Source organism: Clostridium tertium, from assembly GCF_017873245.1.
Taxonomy (GTDB): domain Bacteria; phylum Bacillota; class Clostridia; order Clostridiales; family Clostridiaceae; genus Clostridium; species Clostridium tertium.
In genome coordinates this window covers 86,170-98,645 of the sequence record NZ_JAGGJY010000004.1, presented here as the reverse complement: position 1 = coordinate 98,645, position 12,476 = coordinate 86,170, and the positions used below count along the sequence as shown (strand labels likewise).

The following is a 12,476-nucleotide window of genomic DNA, read 5'->3' as shown; positions in this document are numbered from 1 at the left end:
GTTTTCAATTTCGACTATGTGTATGAGAAAGCATGATAGTGTATGGTCTGATTAGAAATGGGTTATCTAATCAATAAGAGAATGTGAGTTATGGGTTACAAAAAAGCAACTTCAGAAATGAAGTTGCTTTTTTGTTTTATTATAAATTTAAAGAATTCCTTCAGTTTTTAATATATTCTCTAATTCCTGAACTTTTTCTGTTAATGTAACAAATTTTTCTTTTAATACATTTTTAGGAAGATCAGTGTTATCTAGTACACTTACTATATCTTCTACTGTTTTTAGGGCGTCATCAATGTCTTTTTGAGCTATTTTTAAGTTAGATTCCTTCATAATTCGTCTCCTTTATGTATATAAACATAATTAATATTACATATATTTATCCTATCACTAATAAATATTAGATGCAAGGCATATATTGTATAAGTAATTCATAAGAGGTGAGATTTTGATAAATTATATTTGGTTCGGAATGATATTTTTAGGAGTGCTAATTGGGTTACTCACAGGAAATGGAGAGGTGATATCTAAGGCTATAATATCTTCAGCTGACTCAACAGTTTCTCTTATTATAGGATTAGTTGGGCTTATGTGTTTTTGGTGTGGAGTAATGAAAGTGGCTGAAAAAAGTGGGTTTACTAACAAATTGGCAAAAATTTTAAGACCTATTTTAAAGTTAATATTTAAAGAAGCAGCAAAAGATGAAAAGGCTTTAGGAGCAATAGTAATGAATATAACTGCTAATATGATGGGACTTGGAAATGCAGCAACTCCATTTGGAATTAAAGCTATGCAAGAAATGGATAGGTTAAATAAAGAAAAAGGAACTGCTTCAAATGATATGTCTCTTTTTTTAGTTTTGAATGCAGCTTGCATACAGCTAGTTCCATCTACTGTAATTTCAATAAGAGCAGCTTGTGGATCAAGTAATCCAGGAGCAATAATAATGCCAGCTGTGTTAGCAAGCACTATTGCTACAGTAATGGGAGTTATTTGTTGCAAAATACTACAGCGGTATTTTTAAAAGGGGGAGTCTTCAGATGTTTCAATATTTAACGAAAAGCATAATTCCTATAATAGTTATAATAATTATTACTTATGGAATGTTTAAGGGACGAAAGGTTTATGAATGGTTTATAGAAGGTGCAAAGGATGGACTAAAAGTTTGTTTAAACATATTTCCATACTTATTAGCTATGATTATAGCTGTAAACATATTTAGAGAGGCAAAGTTATTAGATATATTAAATAATATGATAGCTCCAATAGGTGGATTAATTGGTCTACCAAAAGAAGTTATTCCATTAGTATTAGTTAAACCATTATCGGGTAGTGGTGCTGTTGGGATTTTAACAGATATCTTAAAGACATATGGACCAGACACTACTATAGGATTAATATCTTCAGTAATTATGGGAACAACAGAAACTATATTTTATACAATAACAGTTTATTTTGGAGCTGTACAAATTAAGAAAATTAGGCACACATTATGGGCAGCAATACTAGCTGATATAACTGCAATAATAGCTGCAGTTTTTTTAGTAATTAGGCTTTTATTATAATTTGGGAAAATATACAGAATAATTAATAATTTTTAAACAATACGTAATAATTTTGTAACTAGTTAATGTAAAAAATATTCTATAATAAATTTATAGAAATAAAGGAGGGAAGTGGATAAGAGATGGAGTGGAATGACAGATTATTTTTGTCAGATGAAGAAATAAAAGTCTTAGCTATATTTTTAGCATATGGAGTAGGAATTGGAGTATTAGTTGGTTTATTTGTTGGAAACATACAGCTTTGCTTTGCATTAGGAGGAGTTATATCTATTTTGGTTTCGCTAATAAAAACTTTTATAGAAAGAGTTAAGAAGTCAAATAAGATTCATATATAAATATAATAAAAAATAAACATTACGAATAATATGTATTTTCTTTTAAATAAGCTATATAATTATTAATTATATAGCTTATTTAATTTTCATATAGGGGCAGGTGATGTTATGGCTTCAGAAAAGTTTTATATTATTAGTAGTAAAGTTCTACCGGAAGTTTTTAAAAAGGTTTTAGAAGTTAAAGAAAGTCTTTTTACGGGAAGAGCAAAAGACATAAGTGAAGCTGTAAAGCAAACAGGAATAAGTAGAAGTACATTTTATAAATATAAGGATTATGTTTTTCCTATGTCAGAGGGGATAAATAGTAAAAAGATAACCTTAGTTGTACTATTATCTCATGAAACTGGAACTTTATCTAAAGTTTTAGATTGTATTGCTTTTAATAAGGGAAATATATTAACAATAAATCAAGATATACCTATAAATATGGCTGCAAATGTAACCATAACGTTGGATATATCTAATATGAAAAAGGATTTAAAACACTTAGTTAATACTTTAAGGGCATTACCTAATGTTGTTAGTGTTAAAGTGTTAGCTATGGAATAAAAAAGAGGAAGTGAATTTATGAATAAGGAATTCTATAAGAATAATAGAAGTAAGGTATTAGAGAGTATTGATGATAATTCTTTACTGATTTTATTTGCAGGAAAGGCTCCAAAGAAAACTGCAGATGAAAAATATCCTTTTACACCAAATAGAAATTTTTATTATTTAACTGGTATTGATGAAGAAAATCATATTTTAGTCTTATCTAAGATTAATGGTAAAACAAATGAATATTTGTTTATAAAAGAAGTTGATCCTATTGCAGAAAAATGGGAAGGTAAGACTATTAGAAAAGAAGAAGTCTCTCAAATTTGTATGATTGAAGATGTTAAATACCTTGGAGAATTTAATAATTTTATAGAAAAAGTAGTTCTTAACAAAGAAGAGATAAATATATATCTTGACCTAGAGGCTGGAAATACATCATATAAGTATGTAAATGAAATTAAACATAAATATTATAATATAAATATTAAAAATGCTTTTAAGCTTATAGGAAATCTAAGGCTTATTAAAACTGATGAAGAAGTCAGCAGAATAAGAAAAGCAATAGATATCACAATAGAAGGCGTAAAAGAATTAATGAGAAATTCTAAGTCTGGGATTAAGGAATATGAACTAGAAGCATATTTTGATTTAATCTGCAAGAAAAATGGAGTAAAGGATTTTGCTTTTAAAACTATTGCAGCAGCTGGAAAAAATGCTACAGTGCTACATTATGTAACTAATGACTCAGAATTAAAGGATGGAGATTTAATATTATTTGATTTGGGTGCTCAATATAAATATTATAATGGAGATATATCAAGAACATTTCCTATCAACGGTAAGTTTACTGAAAGGCAAAAAGAAGTGTATAATGCTGTTCTTAGAGTAAATGAAAAAGTTATTAAAGAAATGAAGCCAGGAGTTAAGTTTGTTGATTTAAATAAAAAGGCAAAGGATTGGATTTCAGAAGAATGTATTTCACTTGGATTAATGACAGAAAAAGATGATGTATCAAAATTCTATTATCATAGTATAGGTCATAGTTTAGGAATGGATACCCATGACATAGAGTTAGAAAATAGAGATGTTACATTTGAGACTGGAATGATATATACTGTTGAACCAGGAATATACATCGAAAATGAAGGTATTGGTATAAGAATAGAAGATGATGTTTTAATTACTGAAGATGGAAATGAAGTGTTAACAAAAGAAATGATTAAAACAGTAGAGGAAATAGAAGCTTTTATGGCAGATAAATAGGATTATTAAAAATTAGGACTAATAATTATGGTTGATTTAGTAAGTTGATAATTATATAATATTAGTATAAATTAAATGTGAATAACGACAAGGGTAGAGGCGCGATACTTAAGAGTACTATTAATGAGGTAAGCACAGTGATTTAATAGGAAAGGAAATATCGCCGAAGCGTATGATTGATGCTTTAAAATCATATGGCTGGGGTTGCATAAAATATATGTAACACTGTCACAAACTTATTTTGTGGTGAGCTATCGCTTGAGGAATGTTACTTTTTTCTATTATAGTTTAGAGTATATTTATAGCCTTGAGTGAAAACTCAAGGCTCTTTTTAATTTCTGCCCTTTAATTATTTACAACACTATATTAAGGGGGAGTAAATATGAATAATAAAAAAAGTCTTAAAGTATTATTAATGACTATTATGATGACTTTACTATCAACATCAATAGTTTTTGCTGCAGAGGTAGATACAGCTACATCTAATGCAAACCATTATGGGTTACTAACTTTAATACCACCTGTTGTAGCAATAGTATTAGCTTTTTTAACAAAGAACGTAATTATATCTTTATTTATTGGAACATTATCAGGAACTTTCTTAGTACAGCTAGTAGATAATTCATTTTTAAGTGCTATCGTACAGTCATTTTTAGATTTTGTATCCAGGATCTTAAACTCATTAGCTGATCCGTGGAATGCTGGTATAATTCTTCAAGTATTAGTTATAGGTGGAGTTATACATTTAGTTGCTAAAATGGGAGGAGCTAAGGCAGTTGCGGAAGCCCTAGCAAGAAAGGCTAAGACTGCAAAAAGTACTCAAGTTGTTACTCTTTTATTAGGATTAGCTGTGTTTTTTGATGATTATGCTAATTCATTAATAGTAGGTCCTATTATGAAGCCTGTAGCAGATAAAATGAAGATATCAAGAGAAAGATTAGCATTTATTATAGATGCAACAGCAGCTCCGATTGCTGGATTAGCTATTGTATCTACATGGATAGGATTAGAAGTTGGCTTAATAAATGATGCTTTTATTAATGGAATAGGTCAAGAGGTTGATGCTTTTGGAGTATTTTTACAAACAATACCTTATAGATTCTATAATATACTAATATTAGTTTTTGTATTTATTACTTCAATATTATTAAAGGAATTTGGTCCTATGTATAGGGCAGAAGTAGAAGCAAGAAGAAGAGGCTTAAGTTTTGAAGAAGAGGAAGTTGCATCAGATTCTAATATGGATCATGATGAGCTTGAACCAAAGGAAGGGATAAAGCTAAGTATATGGAATGCGATAATTCCAATAGGTGTGCTAGTTATAACCGCATTACTTTGTTTCTATTTTAGTGGTTATTCCGCAATAATGGGGGGAGAGGACGTTGCCCTTCAAGGAATAATGACTAATTCACCATTATCATTTAAAGCAATACAAGAAGCTTTTAGTGCATCAGATGCATCAGTTGCTTTGTTCCAATCAGCATTAGTAGCAAGTATAGTGTCAATAATAATGGGAGTAGCTAAAAAAATATTTACAGTTTCAGAAGCAATAGATACATGGATAGATGGTATGAAACCTTTATTAATAACAGGTGTAATATTATTACTAGCTTGGTCACTAAGTTCTGTAATAAAAGATCTAGGAACAGCAAAATATTTAGTTTCATTACTTTCAGGATCATTACCTAACTTCTTACTTCCAAGCCTTATATTTATACTAGGTGCTATTATTTCATTTGCAACAGGAACTGCATATGGAACTATGGGAATATTGATGCCGCTTGCAATACCATTAGCATATTCGATGAACCCAGATATGAGTTATGTAATTGTTAGTACAAGTGCAGTATTAACTGGAGCTATCTTTGGTGATCATTGCTCACCGATATCAGACACTACAATTCTTTCATCAATGGGGGCAGGATGTAACCATATAGCTCACGTAAATACTCAAATGTGGTATGCTTTATTTATAGCAGCTATAACAATTTTATTTGGATATATACCAGCAGGTTTTGGATTGCAATGGTATATAGTGCTTCCAATATCTATAATAGCAGTGTTCTTAGGAGTACAAATACTAGGTAAAAAGGTTGAAGAAGCAAAATAGAAAATTATAAATTGATTTAGAAGATTAATGAACTAGGACGCAGCTAAGATATAGGCAAAGTTGATATTATTAAATATATAATAAATGAAGCTCTACAAGATATCTGCTTGTAGAGCTTCATTTTAATTTGAAAATATTTATTTAAGACTTCCACCATGAAAATAAAGCTTAAATATTTCATTTCCATTATAAGATATTGATTCAACTCCATTAAATGAAGATAAATCTCCATCCCAAGTACATTCATAAATAAAGTCTTCATTTTTAAAGTATTTTGGACCTCTAAATGGAGAATCTTCTGATACGTTTTTTAAAGCGCTTCTTAAAAACTTATTAAACCCAGAAGGTGTTTCATTAATAAGAACTTGTCCCTTGTAATTCATACCCCAGCAGACCTTTTCGTTGTGCCAAACTAATTCCTCGCCTATGAACTCCTTATCTCCAACATGACTATCAAGGTAATAATAATTATATTTTTTATAAGCGTAGTCTTTTGAGTTTGGTCTAGAAGATTCTTCTTTCTTAGCTTTTGAAGCATAAGTATTTCTCTTAGCTTCTACTAAAAAGTCTTTAAATTTAGATACATTTCCCATATAAGTCTCCCCCTTTTTATGCAATACATAGATTATATAAAAAAAATTTAATTAAATCAATAAGTTTTCAGAAAATACAATATATTTAGAATTAAATGAATATATAGATTATCATGAAATATATGGCTATAATATTATTTATAAAAATATATAACTTAACAGATCTTAAGTTGATTAAGGGGGCAAATATGAATAATTTAGAAAAACTCAGAGAAGCTATGGAAAAAGAAAACATAGATTATTATATCATTCCAAGTAGCGATTCACATCAAAGTGAATATGTTGCGGAGCATTTTAAGGGAAGAGAATTTATATCAGGTTTTACAGGATCAGCAGGAGTACTTTTGGTTGGTTTAAAAGAGGCATTTTTATGGACTGATGGTAGATATTTCATTCAGGCTGAAAGAGAGCTTAATGGAAGTGGAATTTCACTTATGAAAATGAGAACGCCAGGATATCCAACTATTGAAGAGTGGATAAAGAAAAATATTAAATCTAAAAAAACCTTAGGATTTGATGGAAGATTATTTTCAGTTAATCAATACAAGGGATTTTTAGATATATCTAAAGAAAATAATTTTAGCATTAATATGGATAATGATTTATTAAAGAATATTTGGGAAGCAAGGCCTGAATTACCTAAAAGTAAAATCTTTTTACATGGGGAAGCTTATTCTGGCAAATATGCTTCTGAGAAATTACAAGAAGTTAGAAAACATATGAAAGAAAAAGATGCTAAAAATTATATAATATCTTCTTTAGATGATATAGCATGGCTTTGTAATATAAGAGGAAATGATGTTAAATTTAATCCAGTTGCACTTTCTTATGTTCTTATCAATGAAAATTATGCAAATTTATATATAAATAATGCTAAGATAGATGATAATACAAAAGAAAAGTTAAAAAATGAAGGCTTTGAAATATATGAATATGATGAAATAGAAGAACATGTAAAATTAATAGAGGATAGAACTATAATAGATCCAAATAAATTAAATGCTAAGATATACTCATGTTTGAGTAGTGATGTAAAAGTAATAAATGAGATGAATATTACTACAAAATTAAAAGCTATAAAAAATGAAGTTGAAATAGCAAATACAGAAAAATCTCAGGTTAGAGATGGCGTTGCTATGGTTAAATTTATAAAGTGGTTAAAAGATAATCTAGGAAAAGAAAAAATAACTGAAATATCAGCAAGTAAAAAGTTAACTGAATTTAGATCTAAGGGTGAAAATTATAAGGGAGATAGTTTTGGAACTATAGCAGGATATAAAGAACATGCAGCCATGATGCATTATTCAGCAACAGAAGCAACTGACTATGAGATAAAACAAGAAGGAATGTTTCTTGTAGATTCTGGTGGACAATATCTTGATGGAACAACGGATATAACAAGGACTTTTATTTTGGGTAATATTACTGAAGAGGAAAAGCGAGATTTTACTCTTGTATTAAAGGGGCACATAGCTTTATCAACAGCAAAATTCTTAAAGGGTACTACAGGAGTTAATTTAGATATATTAGCTAGAAGGCCTTTATGGAATTATGGAATAGATTATAAATGTGGAACTGGTCATGGTGTTGGATATTTCTTAAATGTTCATGAAGGACCACAAGGAATAAGACCAGAGGGAAATTCAACAGTATTAAAGCCAGGTATGATAATAACTAATGAGCCGGGTGTATATAAGGAAGGAAAGCATGGTATAAGAATAGAAAATACTCTTTTAGTTGTAAAAGACATAAATTCGGAAGAGTTTGGGGAGTTTTATAAATTCAAGACAATATCATATTGTCCAATAGACTTAAATGGAGTAGTTATAGAAATGCTTACAAATGAAGAAAGAGATTGGTTAAATAACTATCATAAGATTGTATTTGAAAAGTTAAGTCCTTATTTGAATGATGAAGAAATAGAATTTTTAAAGGTTCAAACAAGAGAAATATAGTTGCTAAATGGACATAGTTAAGTTTATCTAAGCCTATCTTGAAGGAAAGGATAGGTAAACTTAATATGTCCATTTACATTACTAATAAGTTACTCTTTAGGTGGTAAAATAAATTTATTAATAAGTAAAGCTATTAAAATTCCAAAAAGAGTTTCTATTATTCTATTAGTTGCATAATAGAATGGGTCTGTAAAAGCATGAATAGTAGTTACGCCAAGAAATGCAATACAAGATACATTAATTGCACCAGGCTTTTTTAGTAAGTTACAAGAATAGATAACTACTATTATACCTATAGATATAGCTATATAAATTAATATTTTACTTAGAGCTATAGATTGGATATTAAATTTAAAATATCTGCAAATAATTAAAAATAATAGTCCTATAATTGCCCCGACTATTGTCCCAAGCCCTCTATTTATAGCCATTTTAACTGAGCTTGCAACTGTATCTTGAACACAGATAACAGCAGTTAAACATGCAAAGAATGGCTCGTTAGGAAATAGTAATAAGCATAGAAATACTGAAACGGCGGTTTTTATAGTCCTAAGTCCAACCTTAGGAAGTGTAAGATTCATATTATTTTCTCCCTTAATCTTTTGTAAGTAAATTTATTTTTATTTATTATTTGTATTTTCTAATTTTTCATTTGTTTTTTGCTTTTTATTTTTGGGTGGATGAACATATTTGTTAATAATTATAGCAACTATTATTCCAAATGCTGTTTCTACAGTTCTTCTAATAGAATATATTAATGGGTTATCATAACTTTGAGAAATAAGTATACCAATTAATACTATAGAAGCAATAGAACATGCAGCAGGTTTTTTAATTAAATTACAAATATAAATTATTAAAGACACTCCAATAGCAGTTATTATTGTTGAAAATGATGTTAAGTTTAATTTATTTATTGTAAAAAGTAATATAACGCCTAATATACCACCAAGTAAAGTTCCTATCAATCTATTAAGGCCAATTTTAACTGAGTTTTCTACTGTGTCTTGAACACAGATCACAGCTGCTATTGCAGCAAAAAGAGAATTTGGCCAAAATATAAGGCAAATTAAAACAGAAAGGGCTGTTTTAATATTTCTAGAGCCTATATGAGGTAATTCAAAGTTTTCCACAGCATCAACTCCAATCTTTTTTATAATATTATAGCATATAAGTTATATAAGATTAGCATATAAAAGTAACTTAAGGTTATAAGTCTATATAAAAATTTAAGTACTACTAGATTAGCAATTATATTTATAATACGTAGTTACTAAGTGAAAATAAATAGTAACTACATATTATAAATATATATTGCAGATATAGTTATTGTTATTATAAAATATAAATATTACAAATATGTTTAATAAGGATTGATTATATGAGTTTTTGGGTTTACTTATTGATAGTAGAAATAATTCCGATAGGTATGTTTATCTTCGGAGGACTATATGAAACTAGTTCAACTAAATATCCAGATACAAAAATAGGATATAAACATAAGTATTCATTAAATGATAAATATTCATGGGAGTATTCAAATAAATTAGCAGGTAAAATTTATGGATCTGTAGGAACGGGATTATTTATAATTAATGCTATAGTATTATTTATAATTGGTGAAAATACTTTTACATTTATATTGCTGTTTAGTTTATTTATGGTTTTATTATCAAGATTAATGATTGATAAGTTAATAAAGAAAAAGTTTGATAAATAATCATATACTAAAAATAATTGACAGTATTTTTAATATAGAATATCATAATAATAAATGAAAAGTGCGATGAAAAGAAGAGTAGTAAAGAAAGAATGTCCTAAAGAGAGCTAGGTAAGGTGAAAGCTAGCGGCAAGAATCTTTATGAAGATGGCCTTGGAGCATATTTCTTGAGCTATTCAGTTAGAGGAATACGGGAGCAACCGTTATATTGCAGGGTGATTAAATTCACCTAGTGAGATATTTATTGTGAAATAAGTATGAATTAGAGTGGTAACACGTATAATACGTCTCTATATAGGTCTTAATATACCTATATAGAGATTTTTTTATTATAAAGAAGATAACAATGTTAGGGAGGAGAAATGGTATGTGTAAAAAGACATATTATATAACTACACCAATTTATTATCCATCAACTAAACTTCATATTGGAAACACTTATACAACTGTAGCAGCAGATGCTCTTGCAAGATATAAGAGATTAACTGGATATGATGTAATGTTTTTGACTGGAACAGATGAACATGGTCAAAAGATACAAAGGATAGCAGAAGAAAAGGGAATAACACCAAAAGAGCACGTAGACGAAATAGTATCAGGAATAAAAGATTTATGGAAGATGATGAATATTAGCTATGATAAGTTTATCAGAACAACTGATGATTATCATATAAAAGCTGTTCAAGATATATTTAAAAAATTATATGACAAGGGAGATATTTATAAATCATCATATGAAGGTTTATATTGTACTCCATGTGAATCTTTCTGGACAGAAACTCAATTAGTTAATGGAAATTGTCCTGATTGTGGTAGACCAGTAGAAAAATCAAAGGAAGAAGCTTACTTCTTTAAGATGAGTAATTATGCTGATAAGTTAATGGAGTATATTGAAACTCATCCAGATTTTATACAACCAGAATCAAGAAAAAATGAAATGGTTAATAATTTCTTAAAGCCAGGATTACAAGATCTTTGTGTTTCAAGAACTAGCTTTAACTGGGGAGTTCCTGTAACATTTGATGAAAACCATGTTGTATATGTTTGGATAGATGCACTTTCAAACTATATAACTGCTTTAGGATATGGTAGTGATAACAAAGATTTATACGATAAATATTGGCCTGCTGATGTACATTTAATTGGTAAGGATATTTTAAGATTCCATACTATTTATTGGCCAATTATGTTAATGGCATTAGATTTACCATTGCCAAAGCAAGTATTCGGTCATGGATGGTTACTTGTTGATGGGGGAAAGATGTCTAAATCTAAAGGTAATGTAGTTGATCCAGTAACATTAGTTGAAAACTTTGGTGTTGATGCAGTTAGATATTATCTATTAAGAGAAATACCGTTTGGATCAGATGGATTATTTAATAATGAGATATTTATAAAGAAGATAAATTCAGACTTATGTAATGACTTAGGAAACTTATTATCAAGAACTGTAGCTATGATTGAAAAATATTTTGATGGAGTAATCCCAAACAATAATATAAAAGAAGCTATAGATGATGAATTAATAAGCTTAGCATTAGAAACTCCAAAGAAAGTTAATAAGGCTATAGATGACTTAAGAATTCCAGAAGCATTAGAAAATATATTTGAATTAATAGGTAGAGCAAACAAGTATATAGATGAAACAACTCCTTGGATATTAGCTAAGGACGAAGATAAGAAAGAAAGACTTGGAACAGTTTTATATAACTTAATAGAAAGCTTAAGATTCTCATCAGTTTTATTATCTGCATTCTTACCAGATACAAGTAAGAAAATTAATGAGCAAATAAATGCAAGCAATATTACATTTGAATCATTAAATGATTTTAATGGAACAATAGTTGGAACTAAGGTTCAAAAAGGTGAAGCTTTATTCCCAAGAATAGACGTAGATAAAAAAATAGCAGAGTTAGAAGCATTAAGAGAAGCACAATTAGCAGCTAATAAAAAGGAAGAAAAGAGAGAAATAACTCCAATTAAAGAAGAAATAACTATAGAAGACTTCGAGAAAATAGACTTAAGAGTAGTAAAAGTATTAGAATGTGAGCCTATAAAGAAAGCTAAAAAGTTATTAAAACTAAAAGTAGATTTAAATGGAGAAGAAAGACAGGTAGTTTCAGGAATAGCACAATACTACAAACCAGAAGACTTAGTTGGAAAATATGTGGTATTAGTAGCTAATTTAAAACCTGTAACATTAAGAGGCGAATTATCACAAGGTATGATATTAGCAGCATCAACAGATGATGATAGCTTATTAAAAGTAGTAAATCCAGGAGAACTACCAACAGGAAGCGTAGTAAGATAGTTAAGAAGTGAAATAATGAAAAGTTAAAAAGTTAAGGATATAATTCAATTACAATTGAATTATTAAAAGTTTATATAAAAACTCAGC

Annotated in this window: 13 protein-coding genes, 1 riboswitch and 1 other annotated feature; of the genes, 9 read left to right on the top strand and 4 right to left on the bottom strand. The window is 28.7% G+C overall.

The features are described 5' to 3' along the window. Window positions 1–147: 147 nt before the first annotated feature. Window positions 148–333 carry a hypothetical protein gene (locus J2Z25_RS06835; protein WP_008681503.1) on the bottom strand — a complete coding sequence of 62 codons (186 nt, stop codon included), beginning with the start codon at window positions 331–333 and terminating at the stop codon, window positions 148–150. A 115-nt stretch (window positions 334–448) separates the two neighbouring features. Between J2Z25_RS06835 and J2Z25_RS06830 the strand changes: the two genes are divergently transcribed. From J2Z25_RS06830 to J2Z25_RS06805, 6 genes are all read left to right on the top strand, one after another. Continuing rightward, window positions 449–1,024, top strand: a complete 576-nt coding sequence (locus J2Z25_RS06830) for a nucleoside recognition domain-containing protein (protein WP_209739284.1) — start codon at window positions 449–451, stop codon at window positions 1,022–1,024. Window positions 1,025–1,040: 16 nt separating this feature from the next. Beyond that, entirely contained in the window at window positions 1,041–1,565 is a 525-nt protein-coding gene (locus J2Z25_RS06825; RefSeq protein WP_209739282.1) for a spore maturation protein, read from the top strand. Window positions 1,566–1,687: 122 nt separating this feature from the next. Further along, complete coding sequence (locus J2Z25_RS06820) at window positions 1,688–1,900, top strand: hypothetical protein (RefSeq protein WP_209739280.1); 213 nt, start codon at window positions 1,688–1,690, stop codon at window positions 1,898–1,900. Window positions 1,901–2,008: 108 nt separating this feature from the next. Then, on the top strand, window positions 2,009–2,449 hold the full coding sequence (locus tag J2Z25_RS06815; RefSeq protein ID WP_008681505.1) for an ACT domain-containing protein: 441 nt from the start codon (window positions 2,009–2,011) through the stop codon (window positions 2,447–2,449). An 18-nt stretch (window positions 2,450–2,467) separates the two neighbouring features. Continuing rightward, a complete protein-coding gene (locus J2Z25_RS06810) occupies window positions 2,468–3,700 on the top strand; it encodes an aminopeptidase P family protein (RefSeq protein WP_209739277.1) in 1,233 nt (410 codons plus the stop codon). Between the two features lie 86 nt (window positions 3,701–3,786). Then, window positions 3,787–3,962: riboswitch (Lysine riboswitch) on the top strand. A gap of 120 nt (window positions 3,963–4,082) precedes the next feature. Then, window positions 4,083–5,810 (top strand): Na+/H+ antiporter NhaC family protein, encoded by a 1,728-nt coding sequence (locus tag J2Z25_RS06805; protein ID WP_209739275.1) that lies wholly within the window; start codon window positions 4,083–4,085, stop codon window positions 5,808–5,810. 137 nt (window positions 5,811–5,947) lie between these two features. On the opposite strand, the gene J2Z25_RS06800 is transcribed toward J2Z25_RS06805, so the two are convergent. Further along, window positions 5,948–6,403: a DUF5680 domain-containing protein gene (locus J2Z25_RS06800; protein WP_209739273.1), complete on the bottom strand. Its 456-nt coding sequence runs from the start codon at window positions 6,401–6,403 to the stop codon at window positions 5,948–5,950. A gap of 188 nt (window positions 6,404–6,591) precedes the next feature. Between J2Z25_RS06800 and J2Z25_RS06795 the strand changes: the two genes are divergently transcribed. Beyond that, on the top strand, window positions 6,592–8,358 hold the full coding sequence (locus J2Z25_RS06795; protein WP_142419226.1) for an aminopeptidase P family protein: 1,767 nt from the start codon (window positions 6,592–6,594) through the stop codon (window positions 8,356–8,358). Window positions 8,359–8,447: 89 nt separating this feature from the next. Here J2Z25_RS06795 and J2Z25_RS06790 read toward each other — a convergent pair whose 3' ends face one another. Both J2Z25_RS06790 and J2Z25_RS06785 read right to left on the bottom strand, forming a co-directional pair. Continuing rightward, window positions 8,448–8,939 (bottom strand): FUSC family protein, encoded by a 492-nt coding sequence (locus J2Z25_RS06790; protein WP_099346357.1) that lies wholly within the window; start codon window positions 8,937–8,939, stop codon window positions 8,448–8,450. A 39-nt stretch (window positions 8,940–8,978) separates the two neighbouring features. After that, window positions 8,979–9,491, bottom strand: coding sequence for an FUSC family protein (locus J2Z25_RS06785; protein ID WP_008681511.1), 513 nt, complete (start codon window positions 9,489–9,491; stop codon window positions 8,979–8,981). Window positions 9,492–9,739: 248 nt separating this feature from the next. Between J2Z25_RS06785 and J2Z25_RS06780 the strand changes: the two genes are divergently transcribed. Beyond that, on the top strand, window positions 9,740–10,078 hold the full coding sequence (locus J2Z25_RS06780; protein ID WP_008681512.1) for an SdpI family protein: 339 nt from the start codon (window positions 9,740–9,742) through the stop codon (window positions 10,076–10,078). 57 nt (window positions 10,079–10,135) lie between these two features. Further along, window positions 10,136–10,373: a binding site (T-box leader), on the top strand. A gap of 72 nt (window positions 10,374–10,445) precedes the next feature. Continuing rightward, on the top strand, window positions 10,446–12,389 hold the full coding sequence (metG, locus tag J2Z25_RS06775) for a methionine--tRNA ligase (RefSeq protein WP_008681513.1): 1,944 nt from the start codon (window positions 10,446–10,448) through the stop codon (window positions 12,387–12,389). Window positions 12,390–12,476: the final 87 nt, after the last annotated feature.

Coding starts and splice junctions, on each gene's coding strand:
- J2Z25_RS06835 (WP_008681503.1), bottom strand. CDS start 333: ATGAAGGAATCTAACTTAAAAATAGCTCAAAAAGACATTGATGACGCC.
- J2Z25_RS06825 (WP_209739282.1), top strand. CDS start 1,041: ATGTTTCAATATTTAACGAAAAGCATAATTCCTATAATAGTTATAATA.
- J2Z25_RS06820 (WP_209739280.1), top strand. CDS start 1,688: ATGGAGTGGAATGACAGATTATTTTTGTCAGATGAAGAAATAAAAGTC.
- J2Z25_RS06815 (WP_008681505.1), top strand. CDS start 2,009: ATGGCTTCAGAAAAGTTTTATATTATTAGTAGTAAAGTTCTACCGGAA.
- J2Z25_RS06810 (WP_209739277.1), top strand. CDS start 2,468: ATGAATAAGGAATTCTATAAGAATAATAGAAGTAAGGTATTAGAGAGT.
- J2Z25_RS06805 (WP_209739275.1), top strand. CDS start 4,083: ATGAATAATAAAAAAAGTCTTAAAGTATTATTAATGACTATTATGATG.
- J2Z25_RS06800 (WP_209739273.1), bottom strand. CDS start 6,403: ATGGGAAATGTATCTAAATTTAAAGACTTTTTAGTAGAAGCTAAGAGA.
- J2Z25_RS06795 (WP_142419226.1), top strand. CDS start 6,592: ATGAATAATTTAGAAAAACTCAGAGAAGCTATGGAAAAAGAAAACATA.
- J2Z25_RS06790 (WP_099346357.1), bottom strand. CDS start 8,939: ATGAATCTTACACTTCCTAAGGTTGGACTTAGGACTATAAAAACCGCC.
- J2Z25_RS06780 (WP_008681512.1), top strand. CDS start 9,740: ATGAGTTTTTGGGTTTACTTATTGATAGTAGAAATAATTCCGATAGGT.
- metG (WP_008681513.1), top strand. CDS start 10,446: ATGTGTAAAAAGACATATTATATAACTACACCAATTTATTATCCATCA.